Origin of the sequence: uncultured Agathobaculum sp. (assembly GCF_963927765.1) — a bacterium.
Lineage (GTDB): Bacteria > Bacillota > Clostridia > Oscillospirales > Butyricicoccaceae > Agathobaculum.
The window spans coordinates 1-15,590 of sequence record NZ_CAWVCU010000050.1; the positions used below are offsets into that span (position 1 = coordinate 1).

A 15,590-nucleotide genomic window follows, 5' to 3' on the forward strand; every position below is an offset into this window, starting at 1 on the left:
CAACTTCATGCCGGTCTTTGACTGGACGCGCACCCAGCTGGACAAGAAGGCGCCGGACGGCTCGACCAGCCTTGTCATGTACTGGGAGCAGCTGAAGGGTCTTGACCCCTTGAAGGATGACATCAACCTGCCCGGCTGGGACGCCAGCTACACGCAGGATCAGGTGCGCGACCTGATCCGCGCTTATGGCGAGCTGGGCGAGGAAGGCCTGTGGAAGAATATCGAGGTGTTCCTCAAAAAGGTCATCCCGGTTGCCGAGGAATGCGGTATCGTCATGGCGCTGCATCCGGATGATCCCCCGTATCCGATCTTCGGCCTGCCGCGCGTTATCACCTGTGAAAAGAACCTCGACCGGTATCTGTCCATCGTCGATTCGCCGTCCAATGCGTTGTGCCTGTGCACCGGCTCGCTGGGCTGCGCGAAGTTCAACGACATCCCGAAGATGGTGCGCAAGTATTCTTCCATGAACCGCATCGGTTTCATGCACATGCGTAATGTCAAGATCATGGAGGACGGCTCGTTCGAGGAGCGCGCGCACCTGTCCACTTGCGGCAGCCTCGATATGTATGAGATCGTCAAGGCACTGGTTGAGACCGGGTTTGACGGCTATGTGCGTCCCGACCACGGCCGCATGATCTGGGGCGAGACCGGCAAGCCGGGTTACGGCTTGTATGACCGCGCGCTGGGCGCTTCTTACCTCAACGGCCTGTTTGAGGCCTGTGAAAAGGCGCTGGCGAAGTAAGAGAAACGTATCACACAGTTGGAACAGAAAGGAATGATCCCTGTGAAACTTTGTCTGGAAGCGTTGCAGAATAAGGCGGCGTGGGAAGCCGTTGGCGTCAAGTTGCCGCAGTTTGACGTGCAGAACATGCGTGCGCAGACCGCCGAGACGCCGGTTTGGGTGCATTTTGGCGCGGGCAACATTTTCCGCGGCTTTGTGGCGATGCTGCAGCAGCGGCTGCTGAACGAGGGCGAGGCAACCTGCGGCATCATCGCGGGTGACACCTTTGACTATGACATCATCAAGAAGATTTACAAGCCGCATGATGAGCTGACCATGATGGTCGGCCTCAAGCCGGACGGCACGACTGAACGTGAAATCGTCGCGTCCATCGCGGACAGCGTATGCGCGGACAGCACGGACGCCGCCGAGATGGAAAAGCTGCGCAAGATTTTCGTAAATCCGTCTTTGCAGCTGGTCAGTTTCACGATCACCGAAAAGGGCTACGCGCTGCGCAACATTCAGGGCGAGCTGATGCCGGTTGTCGTCGAGGACATGAAGGCAGGCCCGTCCGGTGCGCGTCATGCGATGAGTATGGTTGCCGCCCTGATGTACGAGCGCTATAAGGCGGGTGCGTACCCGATCGCGCTGGCCAGCATGGACAACTGCTCGCACAACGGCGAAAAGCTGCGCGGCAGTGTGCTTGAGATTGTTGAGGCGTGGAAGCAAAACGGCCTTGTGGACGACGGCTTTGTCGCCTACATGCAGGACGAAAAGCGCGTGGCGTTCCCGTGGAGCATGATCGACAAGATCACCCCGCGCCCGGCGAAGGAAGTGGAGAATGCGCTGCTGGCAGACGGCATCGAGGATATGGAGCCGATCGTCACCAGCCGCAACACCTTCATCGCGCCGTTTGTCAACGCGGAAATCCCGCAATATTTGGTGGTCGAGGACAACTTCCCGAACGGCCGTCCGGCGCTCGAAAAGGCGGGTGTCTATATGACCGACCGTGAAACGGTCAACAAGACCGAGCGCATGAAGGTGACAACTTGCCTGAACCCGCTGCACACCGCACTGGCGGTTTACGGCTGCCTGCTGGGCTATACCAGCATCGCTGCCGAAATGCAGGACGCTGAACTCAAGCGCCTGATCGAGCATATTGGCTACGACGAGGGCATGCCGGTCGTGACCGACCCGGGCATCATCAAGCCCGCGGACTTCATCGCGGAGGTTGTCGGTCAGCGCTTCCCGAACCCGTTCATTCCGGATACGCCGCAGCGCATCGCAACCGATACCTCTCAGAAAATCCCGATCCGCTTCGGTGAAACCATCAAGAGCTATATCGCATCCAGTGAGCTGGACGTCAAGAGCCTGACGTTCATTCCTCTCGCGATTGCGGGCTGGCTGCGTTATCTGCTTGGCGTGGACGACAAGGGTGAGAAGATGGAAGTCTCCTCCGACCCGATGCTTGAAACCTTGCAGCAGCAGCTGGCGGGTATCGAGCTGGGCAAGCCCGAGAGCGTAGGCGACAAACTGCGCCCCATCCTGTCCAATGAAGCGGTCTTTGCTGCCGATCTGGTGGCAAACGGCCTTGCCGACAAGATCGAAACCATGTTCGGCAAGCTGATTGCCGGCCCAGGTGCGGTACGCGCCACCTTGCAGGAGTACCTGCGCGACTGATTGTTAAGCTTTTTTGATTGCCTAAATCTCCCAAAATGCGCCGCAAACGATGGTTTGCGGCGCATTTTTGCAGTATTTGGAAGTTGTCGAGTTAGGTATAGACAACTTTTGCTGTTTTGTTAAATTCTTGTAAAGTACAAAAAAGAAACACAAAGCGCTGTTTGGAATGCACAACATCCGACCATCGTCGCATGCAAAGTAGCTGTGCAATAGGCAGGGTTTTGAGAAATGCACAGCAAAAAGATGCACAAGAATCAAGTTGCATATTCCTCTCTTTTCAGCTATTATAAATAAATCATAAGAGCCGGAGGACATCCCTTCGGAGAAAACGAAGGAAAAGGAGAGAGAATTATGAAGCGACGACTCAGTTTATCCAAGCGGCTGCTCAGTTTGCTATTGGCCATTTTGATGGTTATGACGCTGCTGCCGGCTGCGCTCGCAGCGGAGGAAGCGAAATTCGTCATCGGGCCGTATCTGCTCGCGCCAAAAACGAACAGTATGGTTGCCGTGTGGGAGACGGATACCGGCGATGCGTCCACAATTCGGTGGGGCACGGACGCAAATGCGCTGGGCGAGGCCATCACCGTCGAGCGCGATCCCTCTGCGCCCGCCTACGGCGGCGCGCAGACCAACATTTTCCGGTACAAATTTACCGATTTGGAGCCGGGCGCGCGGTATTATTATGAGGTGACGCTCGCAGGCGGCGCAAGCTGCAAGGGCACCTTCCGCACGCTGGAGGAAAATCCGGAAGAGGTGCGCTACATCTCGATCACGGATACGCACAAGTTTGATACCAAGGGCACGTTTGATCAGGCGGTTGCCGATTACGATCCCGCCTTTATCATCCATGGCGGCGATATGGTGGAAGGCACCGGCACGCAGAAGGAGCAGTATGCGTTCTGGTTCAACAGCGGCGAGTTTATCCACAATTATCCGGTGGTTTACGCTTGCGGCAACCATGATTTCAGCGATTATTTTGATATGTATGTCATCGACACCCAGACCGAGGAATACGGCTCGGTGGTCGAGGGCAACATCGCCTTTGATTACGGCGATATACACTTTAACCTCATGGACAGCAATCCGTGGGCGCTGTTCCAGATGAACGCCGAGACTTCGGGCGGACAGATGGACGCGGCAACTGCGGACAAGATCGAAAAGTCCGTGCAGTGGCTCAAGGACGATCTGGCCAAGAATCAGGACAAGAAGTTCCGTATTCTGGTCATGCATCACCCCATCTCCGACCCGTACACCAAGCAGCACATCGCGTCGGTGGCTGAGGAAGGCCATGTCGATATGATGCTGGCAGGCCATACGCACAGCTATGCCCGCGCGGTATCCGATGATCCGACCGTGGGCGCAGGCACGATCTACCTGACGCATCAGGATTCGCGTGCGGTCAGCGCCAAGGGCAGCTATATGACCCATACCGTCAAGGGCGACGTGCTAACCACGTCCAACATGGCGGAGGGCAAGGTTGTCGGCACGACCGTAACCGCAGTTGCCAAGCAGCAGCTGTCGTACTCGGATGTGTCCATCCAGTCCGGTCCGGTGCCTTGCAACAGCGAGATCGAGATTTCCGCAACCGTCAAGAACGATGGCAAGGGCCTCGCGGCAGCGGTCATTCCGGTGGACGATAACGGCACCATGAAGTACATTTACGGCGAACTGGTCAGCGACAGCGGCGTGTCCACCTCGGGCGAGCCGGTGCGCGTCGAGTCCAATGGCGTTAAGACGATTGATCCCGGCGAGTCGGTTGAGTTGCGCGGCACGGTGCAGCTGACCACGATCGGCACGCATACCCTCAAGGTCGGCGGCAAGACCCAGACCGTACAGGTCGATTTCCGCCCCGCGACCTTCTCGTATACCAACGTCCGCACCAAGCTGGGCGATGGGGAGATCAGCGATATCAACAGCGATGTGCTGCACATTAAGGCGGATGTGACCAACATCGGCAATGAAGCCGATACCGCGACCGCAACGCTTTATATCGACGATAAGGCGATCGAAAGCAAGCAGTACAGCATCGAGGCAGGCGGCGTCAAGACCTGCGAATTCACCTATCAGTTTGAAAAGTCCGGCGATTTCAAGGTACGCATCGGAGATTCCGCGGTGCAGACCGTGTCCATCGAAGGCTCGATTCAGGGCATGCCGATGGTCAAGGATAAGTCCGGCATGGGCAACAACGGCTATCTGCACGGCGCGCCCACGCTCGGCACGGATGAGAACGGCAAGGGCACGATCATCCTCGACGGCGATAAGGACTATGTCGAAATTCCGGATAACGGCAACTTCACGATCGATGACGGCATCACCGGCATGGTTTGGGCAAAGCTGCCGGACTGCTCGGGCACCGGCATCGACACGCTGACCCCGACCGGCCGCGACCACAATCCGCTGATGACCAAGGGCGTGTCGATCGGCTGGGGCACCAACTATCTGTACCGCATGGCCGTGCGCGCAACCGGCAAGGTGACGGTCGGCATCGGCTTTGACAACGACAACGGCGAGTTCTTCTGGAACGACGATGACGCGGACGACAACGCAGGCATCAAGAAGGGCGAGTGGGTGCAGTATGTCGGCGGCTTTGACCGCACGACCGGCGGCGACTCGTACCAGAATAAGTATCATTCCGGCCATATCGACGCTCCCGCGTTCGATTCCGAGATCAAGAACTGGCCGGGCGCTTCCACCTATATCGGCTTTTCGTATACCGGTGCGCTGCTGACTAACCGCGGCCGCGGCATTGACCGCACCATGCTCGCGGGCGAGATCTCGCAGGCGCGCCTGTATCAGAGCAAGCTGACCGAAAGCGAAGTCGCTTCCGTACACGACAATCCGTCGGCAGCCGGCCCGAAGAGCAGCGATATGGTGCTCTGGCTGGACTTCGATCCGTCCAACATCGTGCAGACCGGTACGCACACCACCGAATGGGTGCAGGTATCCGGTGCACCCGAATCGCTGGCCTATGACGCAGTGATCGAAGGTGATTCCAAGATCGACGCAACCGTTGAGTTCTCGCAGGATGGCAAGACGGTTTCCGCTTCCAAGCAGTTTGCGCTGGCAAACGGCACGGGCACGATCGACCTGACCGGTGCAGGCGAGGGCGCTTACATGCGCATCGTCACTAAGTTCACCTCGGATCTGGGCACGGATGCAAGCTATCTGCCGGTTCTGAACACCTATACGCTCAAGGCAGGCAACGAGACTTCGTGGAACACCTGGGCGGACTGGAAGAAGGGCACCTTTGCTGACGGCGCAGGCCATCAGTCCGCGGATGTTTACCGCGCACTGTCCGCTGATTTCGACGACTACTCCGGCACAGTAGACGAAGGCACGCCGGTCGAGCCGACTGAACCGACCACACCGGGCGGCGAACTCGGCTGGGATGTTCCGTCCGGTTACTGGGCGGCAGAGACCATCCAGAAGCTGATTGACCTTGGTATCGTCAAGGGCGATGGCGACGGCAGCGTGCGGCCGGAAGACCGCATTACGCGCGAAGAGGTTGCCTCCCTGCTGGTAAATGCGCTGGATATTGAACCGGTCGCAGATGCGACGGTTGATCCCGCGGACAATTCCTCCAAGTGAGCAGCGGGCGTGCTGCAGGCGGCGAAGGACGCCGGTATCATGCAGGGCGATGAAAACGGTCATATGAACGGTCTGGATAACGCAACGCGCGCAGAAGTGGCTGTTATGATTGCCCGCGCGGCAAAGATTTCGTCGGATGACCTGACCGTTCTGGACAAGTTCTCCGACGCGAGCGAGATCCCGGGCTGGGCACAGCCTTCGATCGCGGGTCTGGTGTCTCAGGGCAAGATGAACGGCTATGAGGACAGCACGCTTCGCATGAACAACCTGATTATCCGTGCAGAGGCATTCCAGCTTCTGTCGGGCATTCTGGCAGCATAACAGGCGCGGCTCTGAACGTGGAGAGATAACCACTTTCTGCTCATAAAAACAGAAGAAAAATGCGTTTCCGAATTCGGAAACGCATTTTTTATGAGATTTTTTGATTATGCCAGATAAGGTGCCGCGATGCGGTCAATGCCCTCAGGATCGCTCTCGCGCCATGCGGCAAAGTCCATGCCGGAAGTGGCAACGGTCTTGCCCAGCTCAACCAAAAATGCGGGGATTTTGCTTTCGAGGATGGCGCCCAGTTCGCGGCCCATTGCTTCCTTGCCCTGCTGGTCGCAGCCGCCGACGAACAGTGTAAACGCGGACTGCGGCTTGCCGTCCACCAGCTTGGATGCGCCGCGGAAGCCGATCGAGCCGGTCTGGTGCGTACCGCACGAGGAAGCGCAGCCGGAAACGTGCATCTGGGGCAGCGCGCCGTCCGGCAGATTTGCTTCGCGCACAGCCGCAACACAAGCCGCAAGTAAGCCCTGCGAGTCGCGCATGCCGACCTGACAGGTTGCACCGCCGATGCAGCTGACCGAGGTTTCAAACAGCGAGCGAGCACTGTCTGCCGTTGCAGCAAGCACCTTTTCCGCTTCGGCACCGGTCAGGTTGACGATATAGGCGGCTTCATCGGGCGCAAGTCGCAGCTCCGCGTCCTGCATTTCCTGCAGAAGATCGCTCAGCGCGCACAGCGTTTCCGGGGCGGGCTGACCGCCGATCGGATGCCAGACAACGGTATACAGGCCGGGCTGCTTCTGTTCGAGCACGCGCGGGCCGCTGGCCGTTGTGCCGTCGCCGGTCTTGGTGATCGTCTGCGGTTCGACCGAAAGGGTGAGGTCTTCGCCGGAGGCATAGACCTCATCCAGCTTTTCGTGGAACGCCTTGGCATAGTTTTCCGGTCCGCCCAGTGTCTCCACCATATAGCGGGTGCGTGCCTTGCCGCGGTTTTCATAGTTTCCGTAAGCGCGGAAGGTCAGCCACATGGCCTTGATATAATACAGGATCTGCGTAGGCTCGATTGCTTCACCGACCTTGACGCCAAAGCGCGGGTTGTTGCCCAGACCGCCCGCACTGTATACATCGAACTTGCCGTCCGGGCGGGCGACAAAGCCGAGGTCGCGGTAGGTCGCGTGCGTCAGGTTAGCCGGGGAGTTGGAAAAGCCGACTTTGAGCTTGCGCGGCATTTTTTCGGCCTTGATGAAGCCCAGCAGATAATTGCTTGCGGCTTCCGCCCACGGCAGGGTATCGAAATACTCGTCCTTCTGCACGCCGGAAAGCGGCGAGCACATGACGTTGCGTGGGAAGTCGCCGCCGCCGCCTATGGTCACAATGCCCGCGTCGAGCGCCTGCTCCATGATGGCGCATACCGCGTCTTGATCGAGGTCGTGCAGCTGGATGGTCTGGCAGGTGGTGAAGTGCGCGCGCGGCACGGTATGGGTGCGCAGCATCTGCGCAACGAACGCCAGCTTGTCGCGGGTCACGCGGCCCGCGGGCATGCGCAGACGCAGCATGCTGGCCTTGCCGCCCTTCTGAGCATAGCTTCCGTAGTAGCCGGAAAAGCCCTTGTATTCGGCGAGCTTGATCTCGCCTGCATAAAACGCCGCGGTCTTTTTGCGGAAAGCGGGCAAGTCCGCCTTCCAGGTTTGGGGATTGATGGTGTTCATGAATATCCTCCTTGTGATTCTCCAAGCAAAGGCTGACCCGTGCGACGACACGCGGCGGGGAAGCCGATCATCTGAATTTTATTATACGATATTTTACCTCTAAAGACAATTTATACGCAGTCATTTCCTCAGATTTTTCAAAAAGCATAGAAAATCCCCGGAACGTAGCAGAATACCAGCATTCCGGGGATATAAAGAGAGGGAGACTAATTTTCAATCAGCAGGGCGGAAAGATCATTCACGTTGGTGCCGGTCGCGCCCGTGACAATCAAGCCGCCGCAAGCGCGCAGCACATGGTAGGCATCGTTGTCGGCTAACACTTGCGGGATCGAAATACCTTGCGCGCGCAAGGTATCGTAGGTAGAACCATCGACATATCCGCCCGCCGTGTCGGTTGGGCCGTCTGTACCGTCCGAGCCGACCGAGAACACGGCTGCGCCTGCAAGGCCGCGCAGCCCTTCGGCAGCGGCAAGCGCCAGCTCCTGATTGCGGCCGCCTTTCCCCTGACCGGTTAGGCGCACGACCGTCTCGCCGCCTGTAAGAAACGCGCGTTTTTCGCCGCGTCCGGCGTAATGCTGCGCGATATTGGCGAGGAAGATGCCCGCATCGCGTGCGGTACAGCAGAGCGATTCAGTGAGGATTTCCACGCGGTAGCCAAGCGCGGCGCAGGCATCGGCTGCATGGTGGCACAGCATGGAGACGCCGCCGATCACCCGGTTATGCACATGGGGCAGCGCCTGCGGCAGCGGCTGCGCAAGACAGGCGTGCGCCTGCGTGGACAGCGGCAGTCCATAGCGTTCCGCGATGGGCAGAGCAGAGTCACCGGCGGTGGCGTCCACTGCACTCAGGCCGGAGGCAATGGTATCCGGTTTGTCGCCCAGCACATCGCTGAGTAGCAGCGCTTCCACATGAGCGGGCGCGCAGTGCGCAGCCAACTGTCCGCCCTTGACTGCGCTCAGCCGCTTGCGCACGGTATTGATTTCCGTGATGTCTGCGCCAGAGGCAAGCAGCCTTTGCGTGATGTGCTGTAATTCGTCCAGCTCGATCCGCGGAAGCTCGAACAGCGCCGAGCCGCCGCCCGAGATCAAAAGCAGAACGGTGTCCTGCGCGGTGAGGTTTTGGGTCAGCAAAAGCGCACGCTGCGCCGCGCGCACCGAATTTTCGTCCGGTACGGGGTGGTCCGCTTCGATGATCTCGATGCCGTCGAGTGGGCCTTCGCTGTGGCCGTATTTGGTGACGACAAGACCTGCGGAAATTTGCTTGCCGAGCGCTTGCTGCGCGGCTTGCGCCATGCGCCACGCGGCTTTGCCGACAGCCAGCACAATGGTTCGCCTGGCAGGGGGTTGCCAGCCCGTCAGCGCATCTTGTACGGCGCGGTCGGGCAGCGAGGCGCGGATGGCTGACTGGTAGATAGTTTCCGCATCGGTGCGCAGGCTCATGGCGGTTCCTCCTTTGACTCAGTTGACAACGTGGATCGGCGTGCCCGCCAGCCACTGGGATAGGTTGTCCGCGGCCATGTCCATGATGCGCGCGCGGCTTTCTTTGGATGCCCAGCTGATATGCGGGATGATAAAGCAGTTTTTGGCATGCAGCAGGGGATTATCGCCTGTAATGGGCTCGGTGGAGACAACATCCAGCCCGGCGGCGTAAACCTTGCTGCTTTCGAGTGCGTCCGCCAAGTCCTGTTCGTTGATGAGCGGCCCGCGAGAGTTGTTGAGCAGGATCACGCCGTCTTTCATTTTAGCGATGCTCTCCTTGCAGATCAGGCCGCGCGTTTCGGGAAACAGCGGGCAATGCAGCGCGATTACATCACTTTGCGCATATAACTCGTCAAGCGAAACATATTCGCCAATGGCGCGGCCCTCATCGCAGGGGAAGCTGTCATGCGCGAGGATGCGCATGCCCATGGCTTTGGCGATGCGCGCGGTCTGGCGGCCGATACGGCCAAAGCCGATCACGCCCAGCGTTTTGCCGTCCAGCTCGATGAGCGGATAGTCCCAGAAGCACCAGTCCGGGCAGGATTGCCACCGGCCTTCCCGCACGGCCTGTGCGTGGTGTGCGATATGGTGGCAAATTTCCAGCAGCATGGCGATCGCGTATTGCCCGACCGCAGCGGTTCCATAGGCGGGCACGTTGGTCATCGGAATGCCGCGGGCGCGGGCAGCCTGTACATCGACCACGTCATAGCCGGTTGCCAGCACGCCGATGTACCGGATCGAAGGGCAGGCCGCGAGCGTTTCACTGCGCAGCGGTGTTTTGTTTACGATCACAATTTCCGCGTTTCCGATGCGGGGGATGATCTGGTCGGTTGGCGTGCGGTCGTAGACCGTCACCTCGCCCAGAGCTTCAAACGGCGCCCAGGACAGATCGCCCGGGTTTTCGGTATATCCGTCCAATATGACAATTTTGCGCATGAGAGATCCTTCTTTCCTTTGTCAGTCCTCCGGCATGTCCCAGTGGAAGCAGGCATAATACGGCGCGGCTTTGCGGCGCAGGTAGTCGGCATCGTCCTTCTTCGACCAGTCATACAGGCCGAGGCCGACGCTGCGGCCGGTTTTGCCGGATGCCAGTCCGTCCAGCACAATCTGCTGGATAGCCCGGGTGCTGCACAGATCGGGGTAAACGGTTTTGGCAATGTCGCACTCGAGGTTGAAACCCACGTCATCAAAGTATTCCAGTAGACCGATGGATGCATAACGCATGCCGACGGCATACTTGATCGCTTTGTCAATATCCGCGACCGATACCACGCCCTGCTCGACCAGATAAAGCGATTCGCGGAACAGCGCCTGCGCCAGAGGGTTGATGATGAAGCCGGGCACGCTTTTGTGCAGCGTGACAACTTCGCGGTCGAGTTCCTCGAGGAACACACGCAGGCGGTCGATGGTTGCGGGTGAGGTGTTCGGGCCGCCGACCAGCTCGACCAGCGGCAGCATATGGGCGGGTTGGAACGGGTGCGTGACGGCGAAGCGCTCGGGATGCGCCATGTCGGCGGTCAGCAGTTCGACCGGGATGGCCGAGGTAGTGGACGCCATGAGTGCATCGGGTGCGATCACGGCTTCCACCTGCTGGTAAATGCCTTTTTTCACGTTGACATCTTCAAACGCAGCTTCCAGAACGAAGATGCAGTCTTTGAGCGCTTGGGTGTCGGTGGTCAGGGTGAAGCGGCGCAGAATGGCCGCACGGTTTTTCTCGGTTGCCAGCCCTTGCTGCACCAGCTCGTCCAGATTGCCCTCCAGAATGCCGCGGCAGCGCCGGAGATCATCCTCATCCAGACCAACGATGGTCACCTCGCAGCCGTGTCCTGCCATCAGCGTTGCCATGCCTGCGCCGACGCGGCCCGCGCCGACAACACCGGTTTTGTAATTAAGCATTTGTGTTTCTCCTTTCAAGCTTTGTATGCCATTTTGCTACACCCTTGTACAAAAGCAAGATGCTTGCCAATGGGGATGAGACAGAAAAGAAGAGGACACGATGAACAAAAATTCGCTCAATTTTTATGGGAAAATACCAGTATTTTTTTTCAGGTGATGGGTGCAGGGTTAAAAACATAGGTGTCATTATAAATACGGTGACGGTCTGCGCAGGTTTGCGTCCGGCCGGATGCAACATCAATCATTTGCCGGAACAGCCGCAGCCCGACTGCGGCAACGCTTTCTTCGCCGGAGGCGATGGTGCCGGCATTGATGTCGATCAGATCGGGCCACTGGTGGTATAACTCATTGCGCGTGCCGACTTTGATGACAGGAATGGCACGGAGGTTATAGGGGGTGCCGCGTCCGGTGATGAATACCTGCAACCCAATGCCGGAGGCCATTTGCGAGGTGCCGCAGATCATATCGTTGGCGGGGGGTGCTGCATCAATCATACCATGTTTGGTGGGGCGTGCACCGGTGGCGAGCACCTCCAAGATGGGGGCATGGCCGGATTTGGCAATGGACCCCATGGCTTTCTCTACAATGTTGGTCAAACCGCCCTGTTTGTTGCCCGGCGTGGGATTGGCGCTGCGATCAACGCCGCCCGCCGACAGATAGCGGTCATACCAGCCCAGTTCTTCGCACAAGCGGCGGCAGGTTTGCTCGTCCGGTGTGCGCGCAGCCAGAAAAGCAGCCCCGTCTCTCACTTCGGAATTTTCAGAAAACATCACGGTAGCACCAGCCCGCACCAGCATGTCGGCGGCGTAGCCGGCAGCGGGGTTGCCGGTCAGGCCGGAGAACGCATCGCTGCCGCCGCACTGCAAACCGACAACAAGGGAGGAAAGCGGAAGCGGCTGACGGCGGCGCTGTTCGAGCTGTGCGAGCTTGCGCTCGGCGCGTTCTGCAATGGCTTGGATCATGCCGTCAAAGCCGACACAGTCCTGCAACACCACGCGGTTGTCATCGTTGATCTCGCCGGCATCCAGCACGCGCTCGGGGGTGAGCTTTTCGCATCCAAGCGACACGACCAATGTCTGTCCGCCGAAATTGGGATGGTGGATCAGGTTGCGGATGGTACGGATCGGGACGACGGCTTCCGGGGCGTCGATCGCAACACCGCAGCCGTAAGGCGGCACCAGCACCACCACATCTTCGACATGGGGATAACGCGGCAGCAGGTTTTGCCGGATATATTCTGCGGCGCGCTCGGTCACGCCGGCGGCACATTGCACGGTGGTGACGATCCCCAGCAGGTTGCGGGTGCCGGCAATGCCGTTGCCGCAGTCGTAACCGTCAAATGTATCAACGGGAGGGGGCGGCAGCTCCGAAAGGGAGAGAAGGTTGGTGCCCCAGCGCAGCGTGTCCAGCGATGGGGGTTCGGCTTGTTCCAATTCGTCCGGACCGATATAGCCGCCGGCAGGCACATTGCAGCGCAGATGGCCAATGCACACGCCATAGCGGATGACCGCGTCGCCTTGCTGTAGATCGGTCAGCGCCGCTTTTTGGCCTTGGGGAATCGGCTGCTGTACGGTGATGCTGCCGCAGAGCGGCTCGCCCGGCTCAAGCGGGCGCACAGCGATGGCAACGTTATCGACAGGGTTGACTTGAATGCAAGTATGTTGCATGTTTTTCACTCCTTAGCACAGACGCGCCGGGTTTGACCGGCGCGTCTTTTCTGCTATACTATAAATGTGAGCTATTTGGCGTTTTGGGTGGCAAATTTACCCAAATATGCGTGGATAACGCGCTCATCGTTCCGCAATTCAGATGCCTTTCCGCCTAAAACGACGCGTCCGCCGTCGATGATATAAGCGCGATGTGAAATTTCGAGCGCCAGACGGGCGTTTTGTTCTACCAGCAGGATGGGGATGCCCTGTGTGCGGTTGATGGAAACGATTTTTTCAAACAGCTCGGCAATGACCAACGGGGCAAGACCCATGGAAGGCTCGTCCAGCATGAGCATTTTGGGACGCGCCATCAGCGCGCGGCCGATGGCCAGCATTTGCTGCTCGCCGCCGGACAAGCTCCAGCCAAGCTGCTTTTCCCGTTCTTTCAGACGTGGAAACAGAGTGAAAACCTCTTCCAGCTCATTGGCGTAGGATTTGCTGCCGAAAAAACCGTGCCAGTTGATGGTGCCGGTTTCCAGGTTGTCCCGCACGGTCAGACCGGGGAAGATGTGGCGACCTTCGGGCACATGGATGATACCCATGTGTGCGATTTGTCTGGGGCGCTTGCTGATAATGGAGCCTGCGTCGGCAAAGTTGATCTCTCCGGTGCGGTGGATCATGCCGGAGATGGATTTGAGAAGGGTGGTTTTGCCTGCACCGTTAGCGCCGATCAGACAGGTGATTTCACCGGCAGCCGCTTGGATATCAATCCCTTTCAAGGCTTCGATTGGCCCGTAATACGCATGAAGACCTTTGATGTCAAGCATTGTTATCCCTCCCTAAGTATGCCTCGATAACCGCGTCGTTGGAGGAAATTTCGACTGGCGTGCCTTGTGCGATTACCTTGCCGAAGCATAGTACGACGATTTCCTCGCAGATGTTCATAATCATATCCATCGAGTGCTCGATCAGGAGCACACCGATGTTGCGTTCCTGCGCCGCGAAGCGGAGCAGCTCCATGATGTCGTCAATTTCCTTGTTGTTGAGTCCCGCTGCGGGTTCGTCCACCAGCATCACACGGGGATGCGCCAGCATGGCGCGTACGATTTCAAGCTGCTTGCGCTGTCCATAGGTGAGTGCGCTGATGTCGTCATCCCAGTCAAAAGAGAAGTCGAGGAATTGCATCAGCTCGTTCAGCTCTGCGTCAAAGGAAGCATTGCCGCGGCCGAAAAAGCTGCGCAGATACCCTTGCTGACGATGCAGATCCGTGCCCAGCAGCAGGTTATCCCGGATGTTGGAGCGTTGCAGAAAACGGGGGGTTTGGAAGGTACGGCCAATGCCCATCCGTGCGCGCTGGTGGGAAGGCTTTTGCGTAATATCCTTTTCATCCAAGAAGATGGCGCCCTCATCGGCGGTGTAGATGCCGCTGATCAAATTCATCAGCGTGGATTTGCCGGCGCCATTCGGGCCGATCAGGCCATGCACCGTACCGGGCATGACGGAAAAGGTCACATCCTCCGCAGCGACGACACCGCCAAACCGCTTGCAGACGTGGTCCAGACGAAGAATAGGGTTCATTTTAGCTCCTCCTTGTGTGCAGAAGACGTTTTTTTGCCCAGCGCACGCTTGATGCTTTTGCAAATGCTGGAAGACAGACCGGCAAGGCCCATCGGCATGAAGATCATCAGCAGGATCACGCCGATGCCGTAAATGAGCTGCAAGTACTGCTGCATCCCGCGCAGCCATTCCGGCAGCAGGGTGACCAGCACGGAACCAACGAAAACACCGGCGGTGTTGTTGATGCCGCCAAGCATACCCATGATGATATAGGTAGTGGAGCGTTCAAACGTGAACATGTCGGAAGAAACAAACTGGCTGTGCATGGCGTAAAGCGCGCCTGCTACTGCGGCAAAAATACCTGCAATGGTAAAGGCGATCACCTTGGTCATGAACACATTGATGCCGAGAGTCTGTGCAGCCACTTCGTTATCACGAACCGCAGCCAGCGAGCGGCCGAGTTGCGTGCGCCGGATGCGTTCAACCAGCAGCGCAACCAGCAGCACAATGATGGCGAGCAAGTAAAACCATTCATTGTAGTCCTTGGGGGTCCAGCCGAAAATTTGAATGGAAGATACGCCGGAGATGCCGTCCGGTCCACCGAACAGAGGACGATAGTTCAGGAAGAAACACCAGGAAACCTGCACCAAACCGACGGTTGCAAAGGTGAAATACGTGCCCTTCAGACGAAACAGCACCATGCCGATTGCGAAAGCAACGATGCCCGCAAAGACCGGGGTGAGCAGCAGGACGGCGAACGAGTCCATCCAGAAGCCCCAGCGTCCGGAGCAAAGGTTTGCTGCAAAATATGCACCGACGCCCATGAAAGCGGTTGCGGCAAAGGAAAGCTGTCCGCCCAAGCCGAGCATGACGGAAACGCCGTATGTAGAGATCGAATAGATCAGCGCAAGGTTTACGATCATCATCGAATAGCCGGTCGTAGCGCGGGGGATGATGACGATGAACAGGATCACACCAAGCAACAATAGAAGCAGGGATGGTTTCATGGCAAATCTCTTTTTAGTTTTCTCTTTCATAAAGTTTCACC

At 58.2% G+C, this 15,590-nt stretch carries 12 protein-coding genes; 4 read left to right on the forward strand and 8 right to left on the reverse strand.

Features of this window, described 5'->3' with window-relative positions:
• The 4 genes from uxuA to ABGT74_RS03975 form a co-directional block, all read left to right on the forward strand.
• The coding region (gene uxuA / locus ABGT74_RS03960; protein ID WP_346704561.1) for a mannonate dehydratase at positions 1-742 on the forward strand (742 nt) is incomplete at its 5' end.
• Between the two features lie 42 nt (positions 743-784).
• Positions 785-2,401, forward strand: a complete 1,617-nt coding sequence (locus ABGT74_RS03965) for a mannitol dehydrogenase family protein (protein WP_346704562.1) — start codon at positions 785-787, stop codon at positions 2,399-2,401.
• A gap of 351 nt (positions 2,402-2,752) precedes the next feature.
• Positions 2,753-5,989 (forward strand): metallophosphoesterase, encoded by a 3,237-nt coding sequence (locus ABGT74_RS03970; RefSeq protein ID WP_346704563.1) that lies wholly within the window; start codon positions 2,753-2,755, stop codon positions 5,987-5,989.
• A gap of 9 nt (positions 5,990-5,998) precedes the next feature.
• Complete coding sequence (locus tag ABGT74_RS03975) at positions 5,999-6,310, forward strand: S-layer homology domain-containing protein (RefSeq protein WP_346704564.1); 312 nt, start codon at positions 5,999-6,001, stop codon at positions 6,308-6,310.
• A gap of 104 nt (positions 6,311-6,414) precedes the next feature.
• Here the strand turns inward: ABGT74_RS03975 and ABGT74_RS03980 are convergent, their stop codons facing one another.
• The 8 genes from ABGT74_RS03980 to ABGT74_RS04015 form a co-directional block, all read right to left on the reverse strand.
• On the reverse strand, positions 6,415-7,962 hold the full coding sequence (locus ABGT74_RS03980; RefSeq protein WP_346704565.1) for a nitrite/sulfite reductase: 1,548 nt from the start codon (positions 7,960-7,962) through the stop codon (positions 6,415-6,417).
• 206 nt (positions 7,963-8,168) lie between these two features.
• On the reverse strand, positions 8,169-9,401 hold the full coding sequence (locus ABGT74_RS03985) for a glycerate kinase (protein ID WP_346704566.1): 1,233 nt from the start codon (positions 9,399-9,401) through the stop codon (positions 8,169-8,171).
• A gap of 18 nt (positions 9,402-9,419) precedes the next feature.
• The gene (locus ABGT74_RS03990; RefSeq protein ID WP_346704567.1) at positions 9,420-10,376 is read right to left on the reverse strand and encodes a D-2-hydroxyacid dehydrogenase; all 957 of its coding nucleotides are present in this window, start codon (positions 10,374-10,376) and stop codon (positions 9,420-9,422) included.
• A 21-nt stretch (positions 10,377-10,397) separates the two neighbouring features.
• Complete coding sequence (locus ABGT74_RS03995) at positions 10,398-11,336, reverse strand: 3-hydroxyacyl-CoA dehydrogenase family protein (RefSeq protein WP_346704568.1); 939 nt, start codon at positions 11,334-11,336, stop codon at positions 10,398-10,400.
• Between the two features lie 149 nt (positions 11,337-11,485).
• Entirely contained in the window at positions 11,486-13,003 is a 1,518-nt protein-coding gene (locus tag ABGT74_RS04000) for a UxaA family hydrolase (protein ID WP_346704569.1), read from the reverse strand.
• A 71-nt stretch (positions 13,004-13,074) separates the two neighbouring features.
• The gene (locus ABGT74_RS04005; RefSeq protein ID WP_346704570.1) at positions 13,075-13,812 is read right to left on the reverse strand and encodes an ABC transporter ATP-binding protein; all 738 of its coding nucleotides are present in this window, start codon (positions 13,810-13,812) and stop codon (positions 13,075-13,077) included.
• Positions 13,805-14,563 carry an ABC transporter ATP-binding protein gene (locus ABGT74_RS04010; RefSeq protein ID WP_346704571.1) on the reverse strand — a complete coding sequence of 253 codons (759 nt, stop codon included), beginning with the start codon at positions 14,561-14,563 and terminating at the stop codon, positions 13,805-13,807. Before ABGT74_RS04010 ends, ABGT74_RS04005 begins: the two co-directional genes overlap by 8 nt.
• A complete protein-coding gene (locus ABGT74_RS04015) occupies positions 14,560-15,579 on the reverse strand; it encodes a branched-chain amino acid ABC transporter permease (RefSeq protein WP_346704572.1) in 1,020 nt (339 codons plus the stop codon). Before ABGT74_RS04015 ends, ABGT74_RS04010 begins: the two co-directional genes overlap by 4 nt.
• Between the last annotated feature and the right edge of the window lie 11 nt (positions 15,580-15,590).

Bases quoted from the DNA above. Each gene is read 5' to 3' on its own strand.
- ABGT74_RS03970 (WP_346704563.1), top strand. From the start codon at position 2,753: ATGAAGCGACGACTCAGTTTATCCAAGCGGCTGCTCAGTTTGCTATTG.
- ABGT74_RS03980 (WP_346704565.1), bottom strand. From the start codon at position 7,962: ATGAACACCATCAATCCCCAAACCTGGAAGGCGGACTTGCCCGCTTTC.
- ABGT74_RS03985 (WP_346704566.1), bottom strand. From the start codon at position 9,401: ATGAGCCTGCGCACCGATGCGGAAACTATCTACCAGTCAGCCATCCGC.
- ABGT74_RS03990 (WP_346704567.1), bottom strand. From the start codon at position 10,376: ATGCGCAAAATTGTCATATTGGACGGATATACCGAAAACCCGGGCGAT.
- ABGT74_RS03995 (WP_346704568.1), bottom strand. From the start codon at position 11,336: ATGCTTAATTACAAAACCGGTGTTGTCGGCGCGGGCCGCGTCGGCGCA.
- ABGT74_RS04000 (WP_346704569.1), bottom strand. From the start codon at position 13,003: ATGCAACATACTTGCATTCAAGTCAACCCTGTCGATAACGTTGCCATC.
- ABGT74_RS04005 (WP_346704570.1), bottom strand. From the start codon at position 13,812: ATGCTTGACATCAAAGGTCTTCATGCGTATTACGGGCCAATCGAAGCC.
- ABGT74_RS04010 (WP_346704571.1), bottom strand. From the start codon at position 14,563: ATGAACCCTATTCTTCGTCTGGACCACGTCTGCAAGCGGTTTGGCGGT.
- ABGT74_RS04015 (WP_346704572.1), bottom strand. From the start codon at position 15,579: ATGAAAGAGAAAACTAAAAAGAGATTTGCCATGAAACCATCCCTGCTT.